At 69.6% G+C, this 24569-nt stretch carries 16 protein-coding genes; 9 read left to right on the top strand and 7 right to left on the bottom strand.

Going from position 1 to position 24569, the window contains the following annotated elements; genetic code table 11:
- Positions 1-95: 95 nt before the first annotated feature.
- Both STHE_RS16750 and STHE_RS16745 read right to left on the bottom strand, forming a co-directional pair.
- Entirely contained in the window at positions 96-1424 is a 1329-nt protein-coding gene (locus STHE_RS16750) for a hemolysin family protein (RefSeq protein ID WP_012873791.1), read from the bottom strand.
- Between the two features lie 66 nt (positions 1425-1490).
- Positions 1491-2384 carry an NAD(P)-dependent oxidoreductase gene (locus STHE_RS16745; protein ID WP_052295408.1) on the bottom strand — a complete coding sequence of 298 codons (894 nt, stop codon included), beginning with the start codon at positions 2382-2384 and terminating at the stop codon, positions 1491-1493.
- Positions 2385-2566: 182 nt separating this feature from the next.
- Here STHE_RS16745 and STHE_RS16740 point away from each other — a divergent pair, with 182 nt between their 5' ends.
- Complete coding sequence (locus tag STHE_RS16740) at positions 2567-3343, top strand: class I SAM-dependent methyltransferase (RefSeq protein WP_012873789.1); 777 nt, start codon at positions 2567-2569, stop codon at positions 3341-3343.
- 72 nt (positions 3344-3415) lie between these two features.
- Here STHE_RS16740 and STHE_RS16735 read toward each other — a convergent pair whose 3' ends face one another.
- The 4 genes from STHE_RS16735 to STHE_RS16720 all read right to left on the bottom strand — a co-directional run bounded on the left by STHE_RS16735 (position 3416) and on the right by STHE_RS16720 (position 8186).
- Positions 3416-4357 carry a YihY/virulence factor BrkB family protein gene (locus STHE_RS16735; protein ID WP_012873788.1) on the bottom strand — a complete coding sequence of 314 codons (942 nt, stop codon included), beginning with the start codon at positions 4355-4357 and terminating at the stop codon, positions 3416-3418.
- Positions 4358-4438: 81 nt separating this feature from the next.
- The gene (locus STHE_RS16730) at positions 4439-4918 is read right to left on the bottom strand and encodes a hypothetical protein (protein WP_012873787.1); all 480 of its coding nucleotides are present in this window, start codon (positions 4916-4918) and stop codon (positions 4439-4441) included.
- A gap of 360 nt (positions 4919-5278) precedes the next feature.
- On the bottom strand, positions 5279-6913 hold the full coding sequence (locus STHE_RS16725; protein ID WP_012873786.1) for a LysM peptidoglycan-binding domain-containing protein: 1635 nt from the start codon (positions 6911-6913) through the stop codon (positions 5279-5281).
- A gap of 256 nt (positions 6914-7169) precedes the next feature.
- Positions 7170-8186, bottom strand: coding sequence for a D-alanyl-D-alanine carboxypeptidase family protein (locus STHE_RS16720; RefSeq protein WP_012873785.1), 1017 nt, complete (start codon positions 8184-8186; stop codon positions 7170-7172).
- Positions 8187-8522: 336 nt separating this feature from the next.
- On the opposite strand from STHE_RS16720, the gene STHE_RS16715 reads away from it, so the two are divergent.
- Positions 8523-11294 carry a class I SAM-dependent DNA methyltransferase gene (locus STHE_RS16715; protein ID WP_217155933.1) on the top strand — a complete coding sequence of 924 codons (2772 nt, stop codon included), beginning with the start codon at positions 8523-8525 and terminating at the stop codon, positions 11292-11294.
- A gap of 282 nt (positions 11295-11576) precedes the next feature.
- Here STHE_RS16715 and STHE_RS19605 read toward each other — a convergent pair whose 3' ends face one another.
- The gene (locus STHE_RS19605) at positions 11577-13244 is read right to left on the bottom strand and encodes a sensor histidine kinase (RefSeq protein WP_012873782.1); all 1668 of its coding nucleotides are present in this window, start codon (positions 13242-13244) and stop codon (positions 11577-11579) included.
- 794 nt (positions 13245-14038) lie between these two features.
- On the opposite strand from STHE_RS19605, the gene STHE_RS16705 reads away from it, so the two are divergent.
- From STHE_RS16705 to STHE_RS16680, 7 genes are all read left to right on the top strand, one after another.
- Positions 14039-15241, top strand: a complete 1203-nt coding sequence (locus STHE_RS16705) for a S1C family serine protease (RefSeq protein ID WP_245534914.1) — start codon at positions 14039-14041, stop codon at positions 15239-15241.
- A 738-nt stretch (positions 15242-15979) separates the two neighbouring features.
- Positions 15980-16561 carry an RNA polymerase sigma factor gene (locus STHE_RS16700; protein WP_012873780.1) on the top strand — a complete coding sequence of 194 codons (582 nt, stop codon included), beginning with the start codon at positions 15980-15982 and terminating at the stop codon, positions 16559-16561.
- On the top strand, positions 16543-17340 hold the full coding sequence (locus tag STHE_RS18325; protein ID WP_012873779.1) for an anti-sigma factor: 798 nt from the start codon (positions 16543-16545) through the stop codon (positions 17338-17340). Before STHE_RS16700 ends, STHE_RS18325 begins: the two co-directional genes overlap by 19 nt.
- A 348-nt stretch (positions 17341-17688) precedes the next feature.
- Positions 17689-20046: a heavy metal translocating P-type ATPase gene (locus STHE_RS16690; RefSeq protein ID WP_012873777.1), complete on the top strand. Its 2358-nt coding sequence runs from the start codon at positions 17689-17691 to the stop codon at positions 20044-20046.
- A gap of 125 nt (positions 20047-20171) precedes the next feature.
- Positions 20172-21575, top strand: a complete 1404-nt coding sequence (locus tag STHE_RS16685; protein WP_012873776.1) for an ATP-binding protein — start codon at positions 20172-20174, stop codon at positions 21573-21575.
- Complete coding sequence (locus tag STHE_RS19275) at positions 21575-22297, top strand: hypothetical protein (protein WP_012873775.1); 723 nt, start codon at positions 21575-21577, stop codon at positions 22295-22297. The genes STHE_RS16685 and STHE_RS19275 overlap by 1 nt, the downstream gene beginning before the upstream one ends.
- Before the next feature lie 682 nt (positions 22298-22979).
- Positions 22980-24395 (top strand): flavin-containing monooxygenase, encoded by a 1416-nt coding sequence (locus STHE_RS16680; RefSeq protein ID WP_012873774.1) that lies wholly within the window; start codon positions 22980-22982, stop codon positions 24393-24395.
- The last annotated feature ends 174 nt before the right edge of the window (positions 24396-24569 follow it).

Below are 24569 nucleotides of genomic sequence, written 5' to 3'. Positions count from 1 at the left end.
AGCTCACCCGCCGGGTGGGTGCCCGGGGGTAAACCCCCGGGCACGTGCCACGGTGTGGGAACCGTCGCACCACCAGCATCGGGCGCTCCTCACCCCTACCGCCCGTTCCCCTCCGGCTCTTCGGTGAAGGTGACGCGCACGCGGCCCGGGCGGTGTCCGGTCATCGAGAGGACAGTGAGCCGCAGCGGCCCGGTCACGACTGCGTCCCCCTGGACCGGGATGCGCCCCAGCCGGTCGGTGATCAACCCGCCGACCGACTCCGTCTCGAACGGGCCGATCACCTCCCGCTCGAGCTCGAGGCGGTCGAGCAGGTCCCCGACCGAGACGCGCCCGTCGACCTCCAGCACCCCCGGGGCAACCTCGCGGAACGGCTCGTAGCCCGGGTCGAACTCGTCGGTGATCTCACCGACCAACTCTTCGATCAGGTCTTCCAGGGTGACCAGGCCGGCCGTGCCGCCGAACTCGTCGACGCAGATCGCCATGTGCGTGTGCCGGGCGCGCAGCTCGCGCAGCAGCTCGTCGATCGGCTTGGCGTCCGGCACGAAGTACGCCGGTCGCACGACCTCCCCACAGCGCCGCTTCGCCGCATCGGGGTCGGTCCAGAGGATACGGAAGACGTCCTTGACGTAGAGGATCCCGACGATGGCATCCAGCGACTCCTGGTAGACCGGGATGCGGGAGAAGCCGGTCGTGAAGAAGCGGTCGACCGCCTCACCGAGCGTGGTCGATGCCTCCAGTGCAACCACGTCGACCCGCGGGACCATCACGCTGCGGACGGTGGTCTGGCCGAACTGGAACGCCTCCTCGATCAGTTCGGCCTCCTCGGCCTCGACGAGGCCCTCGTCCTCTGCGGTCTCCAGCATGGCGAGTAACTCGTCGGCGGTCAGGCCGGGGAGCGAGGCTCGGCTCTCCACGCGGAGGAGTCGCAGGATGACGTTGGTCGTGGCGGTCAGCAGGGCCACGACCGGCCGCATCATCGTCGCCAGCCATTGGACCGGCCGCACGACGATGAGCGCCAGGGTGTCCGCCCGTCGGACAGCCAGCGTCTTGGGGACGAGCTCGCCGAAGATGATGCTGATGAACGAGATCGCGGCGGTGACGACGACCAGCGCCAGCCCGTCCGCGTTGCTCTGGATGAACGGCACCCCGCTGTCCGCCAGCCAGGAACCCAGGAGCTGCACCAGGCTGACCGCGCCCACGGCCGACGAGAAGAAGCCGGCGAGGGTGATCCCCACCTGGATGGTGGCGAGGAACGCGCTGGGGTTCTCATTCAAGGCGAGGACTTGCGCGGCCGCCTCGTTGCCGTCGTCCGCCAGGGCGCGCAAGCGTGTCTTGCGCGCCGACACAATGGCGATCTCCGAAGCTGCCAGGACCGCGTTGATCCCTAGCAGCACCAGGATGATCGCCACTTCCACGCCCACCATTGCTGACCACCTCGTATCTACCAGCGCGCCCGATCACCAGGGTCGACGGCCACCGCCGACCAGCGGTCACTGGGTTCGCCGCACCTCCACCCCGGCCAGCCGCTCGAGCGGCTTCACCAGCGCCACCATGTCCTCGTCACCGAGGCCCAGCGCCCGGCCCTCCTTGAATGCCTCCTGCGCCACCGCGCCGAGCATGAGTCGCACGTCGAGCGCGGACCCCACCTCATGGATGAGGCCCAGGTCTTTCAGAATCAGGTTGATCGGCGTGCCCCCTTCGAACTGCCGCTCCATGATCAGGGGCAGCCCGCGCGTCAGCATCCGGCTGCTGCCGAAGCTCGACTGGAGCACGTCGAGCAGCGCCTGCGGGTCGGCACCCGCCTTCACGCCGAAGACGACCGCCTCGGCCACAGCAGCCATGTTGATCCCGACGAGCAACTGGTTGACCAACTTGACCACGGTGCCGGAGCCGGAGGGGCCGACGTGGTGGATGTTTGTCCCCAGCGCCTGGAGCACCGGCATCGCCCGATCCAGCACGTCCTTGTCGCCGCCCACCATGATCGTCAGCGTCGCCGACTCCGCTCCGGCCGGGCCGCCGCTGACGGGGGCGTCGAGGAATCCGGCACCCCGCTCCTGCGCTGCGGCGTAGAGTTGCCGGCTCAATGCCGGGCCGACGGTCGAGCAGTCGACCAGGATCTGTCCCTCCCGCGCCGCCGGGATCAAGCCGTCCTCGCCGAGGTAGACCTCCTCGACCGTGGCTGGGGTCGGCAGGCAGGTGATCACCAGGTCGGCCGCTTCGGCGACCTCCCGCGGCGACGTCGCCGGCCGTGCCCCCTCCCCACTCAACTCCTCAACGACGGCGCGGCTCCGGTTGTGGATCGTGACCTCGTAGCCGGCCCGCAGCAGGTTGCGGGTCATCGGCTTCCCCATCTTCCCGAGCCCGATGAACCCCAAACGCATCATCCGCCTCCTTTCGTCGCTCCCCACCGCTCCTGCGCGGCACACCGCGTGCCCCACGCATCACGACACGGCATCCTGGCCGCACTATGCGCGCTCCGCCACCCCGGCGCAAGGTCGCGCGGGACCGCCGAATGGCGGTACACTGCGCGCGGACGATCGACCCGTGGAGCGAGGGAGGACCACACGTGACGACCCGGCAAACCAACCCCGAGCCGACCTGGGACGCCCGGGGCTACGATGCGCACTTCGCCTTCATCTGGGAGTACGGCAGCGACCTGATCGACCTGCTCGCTCCCCAGCCGGGCGAACGGATCCTCGACCTCGGTTGCGGCACCGGGCATCTGACCCGCGCTATCGCCGACCACGGCGCGCATGTTACCAGCATCGACCGCGACCCGGCCATGATCGCACACGCCCGCGCGAACTACCCGGACCTCCCCTTCGAGGTCGGCGACGCTGCCCACCTCGCCCCCGAACACCCGTTCGACGCCGTCTTCTCCAACGCCGTGCTCCATTGGATCAGCGACGCCGAGGGCGCCGCGGCCTCCATTCGCCGCGCGCTCCGCCCAGGTGGCCGGCTCGTCGCCGAGTTTGGCGGCCGTGGAAACGTCAAGGTCATCGTGGACGCCGTGGCCGACGCCGTCGAGGCAGCCGGCCATACTCCCGTGCGAACCCCGTGGTACTTCCCGAGCATCGGCGAGTACGCGGTGGTGCTTGAGCGCCATGGCCTGGAACCGATCTGGATGGCCCTCATCGACCGGCCGACGCCGCTGGACGGCGGCGCCGACGGGTTGCGCCTCTGGCTCACCATGTTCGGCGACCGCCTGCTCGCCGGCGTCCCCGCCGACGCACGCGACGCCGTCATCCGCGCCGTCGAGGAGCGCCTCCGCTCCGATCACTACCGCGACGGCACCTGGTACGCCGACTACCGCCGTCTCCGCCTCATCGCCATCGCTCGCTAGGGGCGGTTACCCGCCTGTCCCGCCCCACGCCGGACACGGGCCGACACCATACGCAGTACGCAATACGCCCCTTCACGCTTCTCGCCTCACCCCGTCACGCCCGACCCGGTCCCGCCACCGCTCGGCGACGATGCCGCCGCCGAAGATGACCACGTTCGCCACCAGATAGACGAAGACGAGGAAGGTCACCGCGCCGCCCAGCGGGCCGTAGAGCGTTTGGAAGTCGCCGACCTCGGTCACGTAGAACCCAAACCCCGCCTTCGCCAGCTCGAACCCGACCGCCGCGAACAGCGCGCCGGCCCACAGATCGGCAAACTCCGGCCGCAGGTTCGGCACCAGCCGGTAGAGGAGCAGGAACACCGCGAACGACGTCGCCAGCGGCACCAGGAGGAACACCACACCCCACGCCACACGGATCAGCAGCCCGTCGAAGTAGTCGCTGGCGAAGGTGCGGACGAGTCGGAGCCCGAGCGTCAGCAGCGTCGAGAGGATCAGGAGCGTCGGGACGCAGATCATGGCGAGGAGGTCAATCGCACGCGCGTGGACGAAAGACCGGTTGCTCGGCACGGCGAACACCCGGTTCAGCACGCGCCGGAGCGCACCGAAGACCCCGCTGGCCGTCCAGGCTAACCCGACCAGCCCGATCAGGCCGAACACTCCCCCACCTGGAGCGCCCAGGTCGTCGAGCAGTCCCTCAACCGGCTCTTGCAGCCCCAACTCCGGCGGGATCTGCGCCAGCACGGCATCAGTGATCGTCGCGTTGATGTCGGGGTCGCGCACGAACCACCCGAGGACGGCGACCGACAAGAGCAGAAGGGGGAAGAAGGAGAACAGGACGTAGTAGGAGATAGCCGCAGCGTAGATCTGCCCCTGCAGCCGGATGAAGTTGCGTGCGGCGCGCCAGAAGAGGTCGATTGCGTAGACTCGCCGGGCAGGCGATAAGCGGGCGATCACGGCCCGGCGGAGCCGCGCCGCGCCCGTACGCTCTCCCCGCTCCTTCGCCGCAGTGCCCACAGTCGCGTCGCCCCTTCCTGTTGCGATTCAACATCCTGGCCACAGCCACAGTATAGCCCGAAGCCCGAGCTACCCTTCCCGTCAGAGCTCGCCGAAGAACCGCACGACGAGGCGACCGCTGCCGATCCAGAAATCCTGCCCTAGAAGGAAGATCGCCAGGATCGCCACCGCGATGACCACGGCATCCACTGAGCTACGCCCCTCTTTGGCCCAGTAGACATCCTCGAGGTGCAGCCAGAGCGCGAACTCGTCGAGCGTCAGCGCCGCGCCGACACCGAACAGCACCGATAGCGTCGTCCGCCACTGAGGCGCATCGAACGCCAGCGCCAGGTAGCCCGTGATCAGCAGGAGGAGGATGCCCCACACCAGGTAGTGGATATGAAGGTTCCCGACGGTGATGTTGCGCAGCCGCCCCTTCCTGTCGTGGATGGCGTGGGTGATGATGCGCACGATGATGAAGGTGACCAGGAACGCGACCAGCACGAAGAACTCTGGTTCCTTGCCGGTGCGGACAATCGCGCGTTCGTAGAGACGTGCGATATCATCAGCGAGCCGCTCCATCGATCCCTACCTCCCTGCGATGCACGGGCCCATGAAACGGCAGTATTGCACGCCGCGTGCACAGGCACGCGCGGGATGGTGATGAGAGGATCCAGCGGCGTGGGCTGATCCGAGGCGGGTGGCGTGACACATCCAGCACCGTGGTTAGGGCCCGGAGGTAAACCCCCGGGCACGAACCGGGCGGCGGGCACCCTATCACCCCGGATATGAGCCCCCATTCGTCCAGCCGGCTTCCGTTGTAAGCCCGGGGTAAACCCCCGGGCCCATGCCGGACGGTGAACATGTAGGCCGTGGCGGAAGTCTCGGGCACGCGCCACGTGGTGTGAGACAGGGTAAGCGCTGGGGAGAACGCGCCACCCCTCACCGCAGGTAGTTCAGCGGGTCGACGTAGACGCCGTTCTTGATGACGACGAAGTGCAGGTGAGAGCCGGTCGAGAGGCCGGTGCTGCCCATCGGGCCGAGGTACTCACCCTGGGCAACCCACTGGCCTACGCTGACCGCCGGGCGCGCATTCATGTGGCCGTACCAGGTGACAAGACCGTTCCCGTGGTCGATGGCCACGGCGTTGCCCAGCCCGCCAGTGTTCCACCCGGCGAAGATCACCACCCCGGCGTCGGCCGCGACGATCGGCGTGCCGAAGGCATTGGCGATGTCGAGACCCAGGTGGAAGTGTGGGTAGCCCGCATAGGCCGGCTCCATCCAGAAGTCGGACGGCCCGAAGTACTGCGTGATGGTCCCTGCCGCCGGCCAGATGAAGCTGCCGGTCGCACCGTAGCTCGGGGCGGGAGCGGCCGGTGCCGGGGCCGGCTGGTTCGACGCCGGCGGCTCCGGTTCCGGTTCCGGCTCGGGTGGCGGCGGGGGTGCCGGTGGCTGACCGCCCGGGATCATCACCTGCTGCCCCACTCGCAACTGCCCGCCGGCGCCCAGGCCGTTCAGCGGGTAGTCGCGGATCACCTGCGGATCCACTCCGTAGTGTTCCGCCAGGCTCTCGACGGTGTCCCCCTCCTGGACGGTGACCATCACCCCGTCGGTCGGCAGGATCGCCAGCGGCTGCCCCGGCAGGATCAGGTCGCCGTCCGGCAGGCTGTTGGCCCAGACGATGGTGCTCGGCTGCAGCCCGAAGAGCTGGGCGATCGTCCAGAGGGTGTCACCCGGCCGGACGATGTAGGTCAGCACCTGATCGCGCGTCGGCATCGTGCCGCCCGGCACCATCAACATCCGGTAGGGCACCAGGTCGGCGTTGTGCTCCACGTTGTTCGGCTCGTAGCCGGTGATGTCCTCCACCTCGACGCCGTAGCGGGCGGCGATGCTCTCCAGCGTGTCGCCGTCATGCACGATGTGGAGCATCCCGTCCACCGGCGGGACACGGATCTGCGTCCCCTCCGGCAGCGGCTCGGCCGGGTTCGTCAGGCCGTTCGCCCAGAGGATCGTGCTGACGTCAAGGCCCGTCTCCGTGGCCACATCCTCCGCCGTCTGCCCCTCGGACACGACCACCGTATCGATCTGCAACTGATCGGGCGCCACGGCACTGGCGAACTCGGAGACGTAGCCGTTCAGCACCCCGGAGGCGAGGGTTGCGAGCGGCGGGGTATTCAGCCCTGTGCCGGCGTACCGCACCGAGGCGGCGGGCGCGACGGTGTAGGCACGGACGTCGCCAAGTGTGTCAATGCCGCCCGGCTGGACGATCGGCCCGTCGGTACCCCAGTAGCCACGCCCCGCCACGACGGCAACGATGACCGCCAGCAGCAGCGCGTGCACCAGCACCCGCGAGCCGGTCGCCCCCAGCACCACGCGGCGCGCCCGCCGGTTCTCAGCCGCCGGCCGCGCTTCAGTAGCCTCCGCCCCGATCGCGCGGTACTCGACGACCTCCGGCGCGGCCCCGGGCAGCCGGGTAGTGCTGGCCTCGACCCGGCGGAGGTACGCCTCCAGTTCCGGGTCCAGCCGGTCGTCATGGCCGTTCTCAGAGGAAAGATCGTCCGGGTAGGGGCGATGCACCCCACCATCGACCGCGGATCGCCACGCGGACGGTGTGGTATCGGAGCCTGGTGTGTTTGGTGGCGCCGGGTCCCCATCCGGTCGCCAGCCGAACCGCGGTTCGGGCATCGCCGCGCCGTGCACCCGCGGCGGGGCACCATCTTCCCTTCCCATAGCGCCCACTATACCCAGGGGCGGGTGTACAGACAAGAATGTGCCTGAAAGTCACCATAACCGATCGGCCGGAGCGGGACAGCGCGGACCGGAAGGCGCTCGGTCAGGCGGCCGGCTCCGGCGTCGGTGACGGGGGCGGTGGCTCGGGCAGTCCGAGCAGGGCGCGCGCGTCGCCGTAGCGGTCCTGGCTGCCGAGGATCACCGCGATCTGGGTGCCTGACGGGGCCCGGTACGCGACCAACAGGCACTGCCCGGCCTGGTCGGTCGTCCCGGTCTTGATCCCGAAGACCCCGTCCTGCGCGAGGAGCTGGTTGGTGTTCTCCAGCCGAATCACCCGGGCCTTCGGCCCGCCGATGCGCACTTCCGCCCGCTGCATCGCCACGATCGACACCAGGACCGGCTCCCGCAGCAGCGCACGGGCGGCGATCACCATGTCCCGCGCGGTGACGACCTGCCCCTCGGCGTCGTCCCCGCTGGGGTCCACAAAGTGGCTTCCCGTCATGCCCAACTCTGCCGCGACCGCGTTCATAGCGGCGGCGAAACGCTCAACCGGCGGCTGATCCCCCGGTAGCCGCTCCCCGATCACACGGCTCAGCGTCTTGGCCGCGTCGTTGCCCGACGGCAGCAGCAACCCGACCAGCAGGTCGTGCACGGTCACCGTGTCTCCGGCCTGCAACCCCATGTGGGACTCGGCCACCGGATCAACCAGATCCTCCTCCTGGACCGTCAGCACCTCCTCCAGCCCCGCATGGCGCAGGACCGTGAGCGCGGTGACGATCTTCGCGGTGCTGGCAGGCGGCAGCGGCTCGTCCGCGTTGCGTTCGAAGAGGACCAGTTCCGGCTCATCCTGGACGAGGATCGCCGCCCGCGCAGAGAGCGGTAGATCGGGCGGGATCGCCGCGACCGGCGGGGTCGGCGTTGGTGTCGGCGTCGGGAGCACCGGCGTCGGCGTAGGTGTGGCGATGTCCGCCGTCGGCGTCGCAGGCCGACGGCCGGTCGCGATGGCAAGCGGTCCGCCACCCTCGACGTATCCCCAGACGGTGGCGGTCGCAAGCACGAGGCTCAGCAGGAGCAGCAGGCTGCCGAGGAGCAGCGAGCGGGTTCGCAGCGGTCGTCGCACCCAATCGGTCCGTTCACGCGGACGGCATCCCAACCCCCGGCGAATTGTACCCTGTGCCACCGGGACACGGCCGGAGGTCGGCCCTCACCCCCTACCCCCTCTCCCAACGTTGGGAGAGGGGGAACGCATCTTGGAGTGCGGCGGCCAGAGCCGCCGCTTTGGTACGCGGCGGTCGCAACCGCCGCCTTCTCACGTCCCGCTCGCCGACGGCCACTCCAATGAACACGCGCCGCAGACCCCGCCGCTCCTTGTACGGCTGACCCATCCTCCACACCGTTTCCATCTGGTACCATGTCACCGCCGACAACCTGTGGGTCTTGGGCAGGGAGCACGTCCATGTCGATAGCCCAGCCTGCCGGGCGAATGACGCCCCAGCAGTTCATCGCCAAGTGGGCCCATGCGTCGCTCAAGGAGCGCGCTGCCGCGCAGCAGCACTTCATCGACCTCTGCCTCCTGCTCGGCCAGCCGACCCCGGCGCAGGCCGACGCGCAGGGGGCCTGGTACACCTTCGAGAAGGGCGTGACCAAGGCCGGCGGGGGCGACGGCTGGGCCGACGTCTGGATGCGCGGCCACTTCGCCTGGGAGTACAAGAGCCCCGGGGAGGACCTGGCCGCGGCCTACAAGCAACTGGTGCTGTACGCCGCCGACCTGGAGAACCCGCCCCTGCTGGTCGTCTGCGACATCGCGCGCTACGAGATCCACACCAACTTCACCGGCACCAAGAAGCAGGTCTACCGCTTCACCAACGCCGACCTCGCCGACCCGGAGGTGCTCGGCATCCTGCGCAAGGTCTTCACCGACCCGGAGGCGCTGCGGCCGGAGATCACCACCGAGTCGGTCACCCAGGAGGCAGCCGCGAAGTTCGCCAGCCTGGCCGGGAGTCTGACCGCCCGCGGCTTCGCGCCGGAGCGGGTGGCGCGCTTCCTGACCCGGCTGCTGTTCTGCCTCTTCGCCGAGGACATCGGCCTGCTGCCGAAGGGGCTCTTCACCCGGCTGCTCGACGTCACCCGCCAGCGGCCGGACACCTTCGCGCGCCAGATCCTGATCCTGTTCGAGACGATGCGCGACGGCGGCATCTTCGGCGTGGAGGAGATCGCCCGCTTCAACGGCGATCTCTTCGCCGACCCGGACGCCATCGAGCTGACCCGGGAGGAGCTCGGGCTGCTGGCCGAGGCCGCCCGGCTCGACTGGGGCAGCATCGAGCCGGCGATCTTCGGCACGCTGTTCGAGCGGGGGCTGGACCCGGCCAAGCGGGCGCAGCTCGGCGCGCACTACACCAGCCGCGACGACATCCTGCGCGTCGTCGAGCCGGTGGTGATGGAGCCGCTGCGGCGGGAGTGGGCGGCGGTGCGGGCCCGGGCCGACGTGCTGGCCGAGGCGTTCTGGGCGGCGAAGGGCCCGAGCCAGCGCGAGCGACGCCGCAAGGAGCTGGCGAGCGTGCTGCTCGCCTTCCAGGAGCGGCTGGCCTCGGTGACGATCCTCGACCCGGCCTGCGGCTCGGGGAACTTCCTGTACGTCGCGCTGGAGCAGTTGAAGAACCTGGAGAAGGAGGTCATCTCCTACGCGGCGCACCGGGGGCTGTCGATGCTGCTGCCGCAGGTGACGCCGCGCCAGCTCCACGGCATCGAGACGAACGCCTATGCCCACGAGCTGGCGCAGATCGTGGTCTGGATCGGGTACATCCAGTGGATGACCATGAACGGCTTCCAGGTGAACCGCGATCCGGTGCTGGAGCCGATGGACACGGTGCTGCTGATGGACGCCATCCTCGACCGCTCCGACCCGGCCCAGCCGCGCGAGCCGGCGTGGCCGGATGCCGAGTTCATCATCGGCAACCCGCCGTTCCTGGGCGGGAAGCGCCTGCGCACCGAGCTGGGCGACGAGTACGTGGACGCCATGTTCGCGGTCTACAACGGCCGCGTGCCGCGGGAGGCCGACCTCTGCTGCTACTGGTTCGAGAAGGCGCGGGCGATGATCGCGGCGGGCCGAGTCAAGCGGGCCGGCCTGCTCGCCACCAACTCGATCCGCGGGGGTGCTAACCGACGCGTGCTGGAGCGGATCAAGGAGAGCGGCGACATCTTCATGGCCTGGGACGACGAGCCGTGGGTGCTCGATGGCGCGGCCGTGCGCATCTCGATGGTCGGCTTCGACGACGGCACCGAGAAGACGCGGACGCTCGACGGGGTACCGGTGGCGGCCATCAACCCTGATCTCACCGGGGCGCTGGATCTCACCACTGCGCGGCCGCTGGCAGAGAATCTGAACATCGCCTTCATGGGCGACACCAAGGGCGGCCCGTTCGACATCCCCGGAGACCTCGCGCGACAGATGCTCGCAGCACCGCTCAATCCCAACGGCCGGCCGAACAGCGATGTCATCGTACCCTGGGTCAACGGCCTGGACATCACCCGTCGCCCGCGCGACATGTGGATCATCGACTTCGGGCCCGATATGCCGCTGGAGCAGGCCGCACTCTACGAGCAGCCCTTCGAGTACGTCAAGAAGCACGTCTACCCGGTGCGTCAGAAGTCCCGCTCGACCCGGAACGAGTGGTGGCTGCACGAGCGCCCACGCGTCGACATGCGCGACGCACTCCGCGGTCTGTCCCGCTTCATCGGTACGCCGACGGTTGCCAAGCATCGCCTGTTCGTCTGGCTCAGCGCCCCGACGCTCCCTGACCACCAACTCATCGTCTTCGCCCGAGACGACGACTACTTCTTTGGCGTACTGCACTCCCGCGCGCACGAACTCTGGTCCCTACGCATGGGCACCTCGCTGGAGGACCGGCCCCGCTACACGCCCACCACCTGCTTCGAGACGTTCCCCTTCCCACGGCCGACCGAGGAGCAGCGGGAGGCGATCGCGGCGGCGGCGCGGGCGCTGCACGAGCACCGCGAGCGCTGGCTGAATCCCGAGGGCGCCAGTGAGGCCGAACTGAAGCAGCGCACGCTAACGAACCTCTACAACGCCCGCCCCACCTGGCTCGATAACCTGCATCGGGAGCTTGACCGCGCTGTCTTCGCCGCCTACGGCTGGCCCGACGATCTCTCCGACGACGAGATCCTCGCCCGCCTCCTCGCCCTCAACCTGGAGCGGGCCGGCGCGTAGCGGTTTCCCCGGCAGTCTCCCACGCCGTGGAGCCGCCCAATGCGGCCTCAGAGCTTGGGAGTGCGGCGCTCACAACCACCGCTCTCGGCTGAGCGGAACCACAACCTCGCTCGCGACAGCGGAGCCGCGGTTGGCGTAACGCCCGGTGTGGAGGTATCGGCGGGGAGCGGCGGTTGCGACCGCCGCGTACCAAAGCGGCGGCTCTGGCCGCCGCACTCCAAACCACATTCCCCCTCTCCCACAAAGGGAGAGGGGGTCAGGGGGTGAAGGGTAACCACCCCCTTACACCGCCTCGGATTCGGAGTGGGTCGCCTGGGAAAGCGGGATGGTGGCGCGGACGAGCGTGCCGTCTCCGGGGCAGCTCTCGACGGTGAACTCGCCACCCACCTGCGTGATGCGCTCCCGCATCGTGGACAGGCCGAAACGGTGCGCCTCGCCCAAGACTCGCTCGACCTCGAAACCGCGCCCGTCGTCGTGGACTTCGAGCGTAACCATGCCCCCCGCCACCGACAGCCGGATCGCGAGCGACTTGCAGCCCGCGTGCTTGCGCGCGTTCGAGATCGCCTCCTGCACCATGCGGAACAGGGCCGTCTCCACCCGAGCGGCCAGCAGCGGGAGTGCCCGGGGCACGGACAACTCGACTTCGAACAGCCGCTCCTTGCGCAGGTCCTCGGCGAGGTGCGCCAGTGCCTCCACCAGCGTCCGGCCCTCCAACGGGGCCGCCCGGAGGTCGTGGACCGAGCGGCGCGCCTCCTCCAGGTTGCCGCGCGCCAGCGACAGCGCCCGCTCCACCAGCGGCCGGAACCGCCGGTCGTCTTGCGGGATCTCGAGGTCGAGCCGCTCCAGGTAGAGGATGATGCCGATCAGCCCCTGAGCCAGCGTATCGTGGATCTCCCGCGCGAGCCGATTCCGCTCCTCGGCGATCGCCAGGCTCTGCGCCTGACGGTAGAGGCGCGCGTTCTCGATGGCGACGACCGCGTGGTTCGCAATCGTCATGAGCAGCCGCGCGTCGCACTCCCGGTAACGGTGCGGCACGTAGCTCTGCGCGCTCAGCAGGCCGATGACCTCGTTGCCCTGGATTAGCGGCGCGGCGATGACGCTGCGGACCTTGGTGCGCGTGTGTCCCACGCTGCGCATGGGCGTCGCCTCCGCATCGAGCACGTCGCCGACCATGACCGGCTGCCGCTCCTCCAGCGCGCGGCGGAAGACCTCGCTGTACTTGAAAGCCCGCACCGGGGCGTAGCGCTGCCCGCCGTCGGCGATGAACTCCAGGTCGAGCAGGCCGTCCTCGCGGGTCAGCCCGATGATGAACGCGTCGGTCGGCATCACCCCGCGGATCTCGTCGTAGATCGCCTGGAACACGTCGTCCAGGTCGAGGCTCGACGAGATGACGCTGGAGATGCGCTGGAGGATCGCCAGCTCCGCGATCTGCCCCTGCGCCTGCTGGTACAGGCGGCTGTTCTCGATGGCGCTGGCAGCCTGGTCGGCCAGCAGGCAGAGGAGCGTCTGGTCCTCCTCGCTGAAAGCACCGCGCGCGTACGAACCGACCAGCAGCACGCCGATCGGTCGGTCGCGTACGAGCAGGGGGACGACCAGCATCGAGCCGAAGCGAGTGGCCTTCTTGATCTCCTGCCCGAGCCGCGGATCGCTCTGCACGTCGGAGCTGACCACCGGGCGGGAGCCGCGGAAACAGTAGCCGGAGAGCGAACCATCGAGGGGAACCACCTCGCCGAGGAGCACCCCTTGCTCGTCGCCCGCCTCGGCGATGAGGCGGAGGCTGTCCGTCTCCTCGTCATAGAGCCGGATCACCGCGGTGTCGGCGTGCATCAACCGCCGCGCCTCGTCGACCAGGACCGTGAGGGTCCGGTCGAGGTCGAGGTCGCTGGACATCGCCGCGCTGACCCGCTGCAGGCTGATGAGCCGCTCCTCGCCACGGCGCAGCCGCTCCACCTCGGCGCGGTATCCCTCGGATACGGAGTCGACGGCGTAGCGGGCCGCCTGCGCGACCGCCTCACGCGTCCAGGCGGCGATCGCCTCCGGCGCGCCGCGATATCCCGTGCCTCGTCCTGCAGGACATCACCGATGGTGTGCAGGCTAGTGATGACCCGCCCTACGTCCTCCACGCCGCCGAGCGCGTCCACCAGGGACGCCACCGCGGCTGGAGCCGGGCCGCGCGCTCCGCAGTCAAGACCGTCGAGGTAATCGAGAACCTGCCGGCGCTGCTCATCGGAGGGGAGAGCAGCAAAGGTCGGTGCGAGCGCCGCGAGGTGCGGAGTAACCCGGTTCGCCAGGGCTTCCACCCGCAGCCGCACCCCGTTCACACGCGCACCCTGCGCATCCACATCGGCCCCCCGTCTTCCTTACCCTGGCCGGGAGCGCGGACCCACGAGTCGTTGTTCCGGTCGGCAAGGAAGGATCCCACGAAGATTGCCGGGCTACCGATTCTACCGCCGCCGCTAACCCGAGACAAGGGAACTACCTTAAGAAAGCGAGAGAAGAATGTAAGAGATCGACAGCGTCACCCCACGCACTCACCAGCGCTGCGACACTGTTCACCGCGCGAGGATACGTAACCGGCCCGCCGCGTCCATGTCCCGACGCCGACAGTCGCGGCCGGCACTGTGCGATGACCTTGGCACAAACGCCGCACGCGCCGTGGCCTGCTCGGTGCCCGAGCCAGTGCGCGCCACGGCGGCACCTGATACGCCACAACGATGGAACGAATCTAGTAGGAGGAATGGATGATGCTGACCCGGAGAACGGCGACCTACTGGGGAATGGCGGTGCTCTTGCTCCTGCTGGCCATCGCCCCAGCCTGTAGTGTGACCCGCAACGGGGACAACGGCGGGACCGGCGACGCCGGTGCGGCACAGACGGCGACGACCGGGAGCCCGAGCAGCAGCGCTCCACCCACGCAGAGCGGCAGCGTCGACCCGACCGCGCCACCCAACGTCGCGGTGGCCCAGCCCCTGAGCGGCGACTTCATCGGCGCCGTGATCGCGGTCAGCCAGCGGGTCAAGCCGGCCGTGGTCCAGGTGACCAGCGAGCAGACGCGCTTCGACCTGTTCAACCAGCCCTTCACCGTCCCTGGCGGCGTCGGCTCCGGAGTCATCTATGACCAGGACGGCTACATCCTGACCAACTACCACGTCATCGCCGGGGCGGAAAGCCTGCGCGTCTCCCTGCCCGACGGCCGCTCCTTCCCGGCGGACGTTGTCGGAACCGACCCGCAGACCGATCTGGCCGTGCTTAAGATCGACGGCGAGGACCTGCCCACCGCTCCTCTGGGCGACTCGAACAAGCTCCAGGTCGGCGAGTGGGTGGTGGCTATCGGCAACGCGCTGGCGCTACCGGGCGGGCCGACCGTCACCGTCGGGGTTGTCAGCGCGCTCAACCGGACGGTGCAGGAGCCCGGTGAAGGCGGGAGGGCCGGCCCCTTCCTGTTCAACGTGATCCAGACCGACGCGGCGATCAACCCCGGCAACTCCGGCGGGCCACTGGTGAACCTGGCCGGCGAGGTCATCGGCATCAACACCCTCGTGGCAGGGACGACACAGTCGGGACTCCAGGCGGAGGGCATCGGCTTCGCCCTCGCCATCTCGACCGTCAAGCCGCTCGCGGATGAGATCGTCGCCACCGGTCAGGTGACCCATCCCTACATCGGCATCCGCTACACCCAGTTGACGCCCGCGATCGCCGCCCAGCTCGGCATCGAGGGGGCAACCTCCGGCGCGGTGGTGATCGAGGTGGTCGGGGGCTCCCCCGCCGAGGAGGCCGGTTTGCAGCCCCGCGACGTGATCACCGAGATCGACGGCCAGCCGCTGACCACCGAGTCGTCGCTCGCGGAGATCATCAACACGCACCGCCCGGGCGACACGATTACGTTGACCGTCGTGCGAGGGAGCCAGCCGACGCAGGTGCAGGTGACGCTGGGGACTATGCCGTAATTGCTTCCAGAGGAGCGGCGCTCGACTGAAGAGGATGCGCGGCGGTGGTAGGTGTTCGGAGGCGATGGAGGTTGACCCATTCGTCGGGTTATGCGCTCGGCATGTGCCCGGGGGTAAACCCCCGGGCTGACAAAGAAAGCCGGTTAAAGCCGGCTGAGGGCAGTGAGCCGGTCGGGTGATCAGAGGGCCCCGGTGCCGTGGTTTGGGCCCGGGGGTAAACCCCCGGGCTGAATATTGGGTAAGCCCACTGAAGGGGCTGTGATGGCGACATCCAGGCGTATCCGGTTCGGCCATCCTGTCAGACTCAGCGTTCCCAGCCCCTTCAGTGGGCTTTGTATTGTCAGCCCGGGAGTTTACTCCCGGGCACGTACCGAGCGGTGGAACCGAATGCCGGGATGTGAGCGCGAAACCATCCACAGCCGGCTTTAGCCGGCTTCGCCTTGTCAGCCCGGGGTTTACCCCCGGGCCCTGAACACGGTCCGGTCACCCTCGCACCACCCGGCGCGGGCACGCGCAACCGCCGGAGACCCGACAAACGAGTCCAAGTCCGTAGGAGTCCCCCACCCCGGAAGGGATCGGACACGCGCGGCGTTGTGGGAAATGAGTACCCAGAATGCCCCGTAACGGGGCGGCTTGCGCACGCGTATGGCGTATAATCTGCCCGTCACCACAGCGCGATCGCGGCCCGGGCGCCCCCAGGGCCTCGGCCGAGCGTCGATCAGAGAGCAGGGGTGCGCCGTGTCGGTTTCGCCGAGCGACCAGGAGTTGATCGAGCGCATCCGGGCGCGCGACCAGGACGCGCTCGCCCTGCTCTACGATCGCTACGCCCGGCCGGTCTACTCGCTCGCGCTCCATATCCTCCACGACCGGCGCGCGGCTGAGGACGTGGTCCAGGACGCCTTCCTCACCCTCTGGCAGCGGCCGGAGACCTACATCAGCGAGCGCGGTGCCTTTGGTCCCTGGATCCTGCGGGTGGCACGCAACCGGGCGATCGACCTGCTCCGGCGCCGGTCGCGCGAGACGTTCCACGACGACGACCGGGGCGCTCCCTTCGAGGAGCGTATCGTTGACCCGGACCCTGAGCCGGGCGACCAGATCTGGACGCACACGGTCGCTGACCGGATGCGGGCCGCGCTGGAGGAGCTAACGCCGGCCCAGCGCGAGGTGATCGAGCTCGCGTACTTCCGGGGTATGACGCAGAGCCAGATGTCGGCTCACCTGGATGTGCCGCTGGGTACAATCAAGACGCGGGTGCGCACGGCGCTACGGCGCCTGGCCGACATCCTGGAAGAAGCAGAGGTATGGACCGACGTGCCCTAAGCCACGACGAGGTGGCCGACGACCTGCCAGCCTATCTCCTCGGCGCCCTCGACGACGAGGGTTGCGAGGCCGTGGCCGCGCACCTTGCTACCTGCCCGGTCTGCCAACGGGAGCGCGCGCGGCTCGAGGCCACCATCGGCGCGCTCGCGACGCTGGCACCGGTGGCCGACCCGCCCACCGACCTGCGCGACCGCCTCCTCGCCCGGTTGGACGCGGACGCGGACGGCTCACCGCCGACCCCGCAGGACCCGCCAGCCGCTGCGACACCGGCACCCGTCAGCCGGCTGGATACGCCGCGCTGGATGCGCTTCGCCCTGGCCGCCGCCGCAGTGCTCATCGTCGGGCTCGGCATCGCGCTCGCTCTGATCGCCCGCGACCTCGCGCACGTTCGCTCCGACCTGGCCGAACTGCGCGAGGAACAGCAGATGGCCGCCGCGGCACTCACCGGAGCCGCCCGCGCGATCCCGCTCGTCTCAGAAGGCGCCACCCACGCCTACGGCACGCTCTACGTCTCGGAAGACGACCACGAGGCGCTGCTGGTCGTGACGGAGATCCCACCGACCCCGGACGGCCGGGTCTATCAGGTCTGGCTCCGGGAGGGAGAGGCCCGCACCAGCGCCGGGGTCTTCACCGTCGACGACTCCGGCCGTGCCGTCCTGCGCCTGCAGGCCCCGCGCCCCATCGCCGACTACCAGGCGATGGGCATCACCGAGGAGCCCGGACCCACCGGCAGCCCCGGTCCCACCAGTCCCCCACTGGCCACGTGTAGTCTGTCGTAGGCAGTCACAAACACGTCATGCGTGATGCGTCATACGTCCCCCTCACCCCCCGCCCCCTCTCCCACCAGGGGAGAGGGGAGCACCACGGGTGACGTATGACGTATGACGCATGACGTGTGACGCATCACGCATGACGCATCACGCATCTCGCATGTCCCCTGACGGGCACCGCCCGGACGCGGCCGGAGAGTGACGGGCGCCTGGCGCACGACGCCGACACAAACGCCCCTTGACCGATATACCCCCTGGGGGTATAATGGCGCCACCACCCGCCGCCCACTCGGCGGCAGGCGCCCGGCAAACTGGGCGCTCATCCATACGGTTCTCCTCCAAGAAGGGTTCCCCACGATGAGTTCGACGCCACAGCATCCGGAGCACCACCGGCGCGGCCATGGTAACCACGCGGCCCATCCGGAGTCTGGACACACGGAGCACACCGAGCACGTGGACCACGCGGGCCACCCCGAGCACCGGGAGCATACGGATCACGCGGACCATGACCACGCGGAGCGCATGGCCTCGGTTGAGGGACGCGCCGGGGAGCTGGAGCACGCGGCCCACACGACGCACGCCGGACACGCGGGGCACGACGCGCACGAGGCCCACGCCGAGCACAGCGGCCACGCCGACCACCCGGCCCATGGCGGCCATGCCGGTCATGGCGGGCACGCCGGGCACGAGGGACACGCCGACGTCTTCCGACGGCGCTTCTGGATCAACCTGATCCTGACCATCCCGATCCTGCTCTACAGCGAGATGCTCCAGGACTGGCTCGGCTTCAGCATGCCGGTCTTCCCCGGCAGCGACCTGATCCCGCCAGTGCTGGGCACGGTCGTCTTCTTCTACGGCGGCGCGGTCTTTATCCTGGGTGGCTGGGATGAGATCCGGACGCGCCAGCCGGGGATGATGCTCCTCATCTCCATGGCGATCGTCGTCGCCTTCGTCGCCAGCGCCGCCAGTACGCTCGGCTGGTTCAACCTCGAGTTCTGGTGGGAGCTGGCGCTGCTGATCGACGTCATGCTCCTCGGCCACTGGCTCGAGATGCGGGCACTCGGTCAGGCGCAGGGCGCGCTCCAGGCTCTGGCCGCGCTCCTACCGGATGAGGCCGAGCGCGTCGTCGACGGCACGGTCGAGCGGGTGCCGCTCGATTCGCTCCGCCCCGGCGACATCGTCCTGGTGCGCCCTGGAGCGCGGGTCCCGGCCGACGGCACGATCGTCGATGGCCGGGCCGAGTTGGACGAGTCGATGCTGACCGGCGAGTCGCGCCCGGTGCCGAAGGAGATCGGCGACCCGGTCGTCGCCGGGAGCGTTGCCCAGGGCTCGGCGCTGCGGGTGCGCGTCGACGCGGTCGGGGCCGATACCGCCCTGGCCGGGATCGAGCGGCTGGTGACGGAGGCGCAGCAGTCGCGCTCGCGGGCACAGGCGCTGGCCGACCGCGCCGCTGCGCTGCTGTTCTACGTCGCGGTCGTGGCCGGCCTCGCCACCTTCATCATCTGGACCGTACTCGGGGACATCGACTCCGGGGTGGTCCGCACGGTGACCGTGCTCGTGATCTCGTGCCCCCACGCGCTCGGCCTGGCGATCCCGCTGGTGATCGCGCTCTCGACCTCCCTCTCGGCACGCCAGGGCATCCTGGTCCGGGACCGGCTGGCCCTGGAGCGCATGCGCGAGATCACCACGGTGCTGTTTGACAAGACCGGGACACTCACCCGCGGCGAGCACGCGGTCACCGGTATCGTCGCGCTCGACGACGACGCCGACGCGCTGCTGGCCGAGGCCGCCGCGGTCGAGGCGGACAGCGAGCACCCGCTAGCCCGCGCCATCGTCACCGCCGCCGAGGCTCGGCGGGTCAGCGTCCCGCGTGCGAAGGACTTCCGCGCCATCGCCGGGCGCGGCGTCGAGGCCCAGGTCGACGGCGTCGAGGTCGCCGTGGGCGGCCCGAACCTGCTGCGCGAGCGGGGTTTGGAGGTGCCGGATGCCCTTGCCGAGCGCGTGCGGCCCTGGCAGGAGCGCGGCGCGGCGGTGCTGCACGTCGTCCGAGACGGCCGGGTCGTCGGCGCGCTCGCACTGGAGGACGAGGTCCGGCCCGAGTCGCGCGAAGCCGTCGAGGCGCTGCACGCCCGCGGCATCCGCGTGGTGATGATCACCGGCGACGCGCGGCCGGTGGCCGAGGCAGTCGGGGCCGAACTCGGCGTCGATGAGGTCTTCGCCGAAGTCCTGCCGGAGGACAAGGCCAACGCGGTTGCGACGCTCCAGCAGCGCGGGGAGCGGGTGGCGATGGTCGGCGACGGCGTGAACGACGCCCCGGCGCTCGCTCGCGCCGATGTGGGCATCGCGATCGGCGCCGGGACCGACGTCGCTATCGAGTCGGCCGGCGTCATCCTGGCCTCGAACGACCCCCGCGGCGTGGTGAGCGTCATGGAGCTCTCCCGGGCCAGCTACCGTAAGATGGTCGAGAATCTGGTCTGGGCCGCCGGGTACAACATCGTCGCCATCCCGCTGGCTGCCGGGGTGCTGGCGCCGTGGGGCATCGTCCTGCCGCCCGCCGTCGGCGCCCTGCTCATGAGCGCCTCGACGATCATCGTGGCGCTGAACGCCCAGACCCTGCGCCGGCTGGACCTGCGTCCCGAAGCCGCCACGCACGAGCACGGAGGTCCGCCGCCCACACGCGGACGCCGGGAGCCGGCCCTCTCCCGGGCAGGCTAGCGCCGAGCCGCCGGTTGCCCGGCGCCACCCGGGCGGGGTGGTGCCGTGGCCGCGTCTGCTCGAGGGCAGCAGTAGACCGCACTCCTGATTGCTGCTACGATGGCCGGCAACCAGGAGCGGATCTCATGGATGGACAGCGCGATCCGAGGTTGCCTGCGCAGGCCGCGCGCATCGCCGAGCGGCTGGCGGCTGCGCGTGGGCAACGCTTCGTCGGGCGCCGGTCCGAGATCGAGTTGTTCCGCGCGGCCCTCACGGCGCCCGAGCCGCCTTTCGCGCTTCTCTTCCTGTACGGCCCGGGCGGCGTCGGTAAGACGACGCTGCTGGACGCCTACGCCCGACTGGCCGCGGAGGACGGCATCCCCAGCGCGCGGATTGACGGGCGAGCCATCGAACCGTCGCCGTCCGGCTTCCTCCTGGCGCTGGGGCTGGCGACCGGGATCACGGACCCTACCGCCCTGCCCGGCGCGCTCGATGGGCACTCCCGGTTCGTCCTGTTCCTCGACACCTATGAGCGCATGGCGCCGCTCGACGCCTGGCTGCGCGACACGTTCCTACCGCAGCTCCCAGCGCACGTCCTCGTGGTCATCGCCGGGCGCAACCCGCCCGCACCGGCCTGGCGCGCCGACCCGGGCTGGGGCGAACTGGTCCGCGTCGTGCCGCTGCGCAACCTGCGCCCGGACGAGAGTCGCGCCTACCTGCGCGCCCGCGCGGTACCGGAACATCATGACCCGGCCGTGCTCGCCTTCACCCACGGCCACCCGCTGGCCCTCTCGCTCGTGGCGGATGTGCTTGCCCAGGGCGACACGACCGGCGCGACCCGGCCCATCGACGACCCCGACGTCGTGCGCGTGCTCCTCGAGCGCTTCGTCGAGGGGACGCCCTCCCGTGCCCACCGTCAGGCGCTCGAGATCTGCGCCCACGTGCGGGTCACGACCGAGGCTCTGCTGGCCGAGGCGCTGACCGAGGGGAACCCGTCCGACATCTTCGCCTGGCTTCGTGGGCTCTCCTTCATCGAGCAGGGTCCCGAAGGGATCTACCCACACGACCTGGCGCGCGACGTGCTGGACGCCGATCTGCGCTGGCGCAACCCCGACGACTACCGGGAACTGCACCGCCGGGTGCGGGGGTACATCGTCCGGCGGCTCCAGCAGGCGCGCGGCATCGAGCTGCAGCGCGCGTTCTTCGACCTCCTCTACCTCCACCGCCACAGCCCGCTGATGCAGCCCTATGTCCAGTGGACCGCGCTTGGCACCGCCTACGCCGAACCGGCCACTGCCGCCGACAGCTCTGCCATCCTCGATATGGTCCGGCGCCATGAGGGCGAGGACGCGGCGGCGATCGCCCGGCACTGGCTCGCGCGCCAGCCGGGCGCCTTCACCGTCTTCCGCGGCGCGGGTGGTGACGTGCTCGGCTTCGTCGCCAGTCTTGCCCTCCAGGAAACCACCGAGGAGGATCAGGCGCTCGATCCCGGCGTCCGGGCGGCCTGGGACTTCGCGCAGCGCTACGGCCCGGCACGCCCCGGCGGGTGATGCTCCTACACCGCTTCGCGATGGCGCGCGACACCTACCAACTGGCGTCCGGAACATTCGACATGGTCGTGATGCATACGACCACCCAGTGGCTGACGACGCCAGGCCTGGCCTGGACCTTCGTGATTTTTGCCGACGCCGAGTACTGGCGCCCGGTCATGAGCTACATCAACTTCCGGCGCGCGACCGTCGCCGACTTCACGGTCGAAGACCGTACCTATCAGGTCTTCGCCCACGACTGGCGCGCCGAGCCGCCGCTGGCCTGGCTGGACCTGATGGCAGAGCGCGAGCTGGCGAGCGACCTGACCGTGGAGCAGGTCGAGGCAGCGCCCCCACCCCCGCTCATCGTGCTGTCGCAGCCCGAGTTCGAGCAGGCGGTCCGCCAGGCGCTCCGCGCCTACACCCAGCCGGAGGCGCTCGAGCACAACCCGCTGCTGCGCTCGCGGCTGGTCGCCGAGCACGGCGGGGACGACCCGGTCGCGGCACTTCAGGAACTGATGCGCCACGCCGTGCAGCGTCTCCGCGCCCTGCCGAGGGGTGAGCGACTCTACCGCGCCGTCCAACGGACCTACATCGTCCCGGCTGCAACCCAGGAGGCGGCCGCCGAGGCCCTCGGCCTCCCCTTCAGCACCTTCCGCTACCACCTGACGACCGGCGTCGACCGCATCGTCGATTACCTGTGGCAGCGCGAACTCTACGGGGCGAGCGACAGCCGCGAGTGATATTCCAATGCGGATAGACGCGCTGGCATGTCGTCCTGAGCGGGCCATGTCACCCTGAGCGCAGCAAAGGATCTCATGCTGGGACGCTCACGCGCCGGAGATCCTTCGCTGCGCTCAGGGTGACGCGGAAACACGCGATCACCCGCACAACGATCCCCGTGCAGTGGCATGTGCCTACGATGGGCGGTGGCAGGATTCCCGTGCCGTGGCAGGCGCCCGGGAGTAAACCCCCGGGCTGACAATGAAAGCCGGCTCAAGCCGGCTGGGGGAAGAGCGATCACCTGCCGGCGTTAGGAGCCCACTATCGGGCCCGTGCCCGGGGGTAAACCCCCGGGCTGAATATTGGGTAAGCCCACTGAAGGGGCTGTGATGGCACCTGCAGGCAGATCCGCTTCGGCCTCCCGCCGGGCTCGGCGTCCTCAGCCCCTTTAGTGGGCTTTGCTTTCTCAGCCCGGGGGTTTACCCCCGGGCACATGCCGCGGCGCAGGATCCTGGCACCACCCATCGCGGATGCGGTCGCAGCCGCACGAGCCGCTTGCGGCGGGCTGGAGACCGAGCACGGCTGCGCTTGGCAACGACTTGGCAGTTTCTTGTCTGGTGACTTAGCAACGGGCGGCCCTACCCTGCTCCTCAGAGTCGATCCGCTGTGACGGACGAACATCCGACGAAAGGAGCAGTCACGATGGAGCGCCTTGCTCCCCGCGGCACGCTGCCGGTCTGCGTCATCGGGGCCGGTGTGAGCGGCCTGGCCACGGCCAAGTACCTCCATCAGGCAGGGATCCCGTTCGACTGCATCGACGAGCGGGACAGTGTCGGCGGCATCTGGGCCTACACCGAGCGGCCGGGCATCACCTGTGCCTGGCGCACGCTCAACTCCAACAGCCCGCGCGGCACCTACGCCTACCATGACTTCCCGATGCCGGACCACTACGCCGACTTTCCGAGCGGCGCCGAGGTCTGTGACTACTTGAACGCCTATGTCGACCACTTCGGCTTCCGCGACCACATCGAACTCGGGCGCCGGGTGGAGCGGGTCGAGCCGCGCCCGGACGGCACCTGGGACGTCACCCTCGACGGCGGGGAGGCGCGCCGATACGCCGCCGTCGTCGCCGCCAACGGCCACCACCACGAGCCGCGCTACCCCGACTACGCCGGGGACTTCACCGGGGAGGCGCTGCACTCGCAGGACTACCGGCACCGCGAGCGCTTCCTCGGCAAGCGGGTGATGGTCGTGGGGCTCGGCAACAGCGGGAGCCAGATCGCGGTCGATGTCAGCCACGCCGCCGAGCACACGCTCCTCTCGGTGCGGCGCGGCGCCTGGATCCTGCCGCACCTCATCCGGGGGAAGCCCTACAACAGGTGGCTGAGCCCGCCCCCGTGGTGGGTGTACCGGTTCACCCCCACCCGGCTGCTCAATACCATGGTCTCGCTCTACGTCCGGCTGCTGCTCGGGCCTCCGGACCGGTACGGCCTGCCCAAGCCCGACCACCGCTTCGGCGAGACGATTCCGACGATCTGCGAGGGGATCCACGACCGGATCGCCAATGGGCGCCTGATGGTCAAGCCCGCCGTGGCCCGGATCGAGGACCAGCGGGTGACGTTCGCCGATGGGACCGAAGAGGTCGTCGACGCCATCATCTACTGCACCGGCTACCACACGACCTTCCCGTTCCTCGACCGCCGGATCTTTGCGGCCGATGAGAACTGGATCCGGCTCTACAAGCGCGCCTTCCTGCCGGACTACCCCACGCTCTGCTTCGTCGGTGCGTTCCAGGCGATCGGACCATCGTTCGTGCCGGTGTTCGAGGCGCAGGCCCGCCTGGTCGTCGCCTACCTCAGCGGCGAGTACGCCCTCCCCTCCCAAGAGGAGATGGAGCGCGACATCGCGCGCGACCTGGCGATGATCGAACGCACCTTCGTGCGCTCTCCGCGCAACAACTACCAGGTGGACACGACGGTCATCATCCACGACTTGGAGGTGGAACTGAAGCGCGGCCGCCGGCGCGCGGCGCGGCGCCGGGGTGGTGCTCGGCCCGTCCCCGTGGTTGCGGACGAGCCGGAGCCGGCCGACCCGCTCCCGGCAGCGCGGTCACGATGACCGGCTGTTACGTCAACACATCGAGCGTGAGCGCACGGTAGAGCCCAGGGATTGCGCCAGTCAGCGAAAGGAGGCACAGGATATGCGCATCACTCGCCCGATTCCAGGCGAATTCGGCGCGTGCCGATCAGACGCGGTGCTTCGTGGATCAGGAGATCATCCCCGGGCTGCGCC

This window comes from Sphaerobacter thermophilus DSM 20745, from assembly GCF_000024985.1.
Taxonomy (GTDB): domain Bacteria; phylum Chloroflexota; class Chloroflexia; order Thermomicrobiales; family Thermomicrobiaceae; genus Sphaerobacter; species Sphaerobacter thermophilus.
This window is presented reverse-complemented; position numbering and strand designations above follow the sequence as displayed.

Coding starts and splice junctions, on each gene's coding strand:
- STHE_RS16685 (WP_012873776.1), top strand. CDS start 20,172: ATGGATGGACAGCGCGATCCGAGGTTGCCTGCGCAGGCCGCGCGCATC.
- STHE_RS16680 (WP_012873774.1), top strand. CDS start 22,980: ATGGAGCGCCTTGCTCCCCGCGGCACGCTGCCGGTCTGCGTCATCGGG.
- STHE_RS16715 (WP_217155933.1), top strand. CDS start 8,523: ATGTCGATAGCCCAGCCTGCCGGGCGAATGACGCCCCAGCAGTTCATC.
- STHE_RS16705 (WP_245534914.1), top strand. CDS start 14,039: ATGCTGACCCGGAGAACGGCGACCTACTGGGGAATGGCGGTGCTCTTG.
- STHE_RS16730 (WP_012873787.1), bottom strand. CDS start 4,918: ATGGAGCGGCTCGCTGATGATATCGCACGTCTCTACGAACGCGCGATT.
- STHE_RS18325 (WP_012873779.1), top strand. CDS start 16,543: ATGGACCGACGTGCCCTAAGCCACGACGAGGTGGCCGACGACCTGCCA.
- STHE_RS16750 (WP_012873791.1), bottom strand. CDS start 1,424: ATGGTGGGCGTGGAAGTGGCGATCATCCTGGTGCTGCTAGGGATCAAC.
- STHE_RS16690 (WP_012873777.1), top strand. CDS start 17,689: ATGAGTTCGACGCCACAGCATCCGGAGCACCACCGGCGCGGCCATGGT.
- STHE_RS19275 (WP_012873775.1), top strand. CDS start 21,575: ATGCTCCTACACCGCTTCGCGATGGCGCGCGACACCTACCAACTGGCG.
- STHE_RS16745 (WP_052295408.1), bottom strand. CDS start 2,384: ATGATGCGTTTGGGGTTCATCGGGCTCGGGAAGATGGGGAAGCCGATG.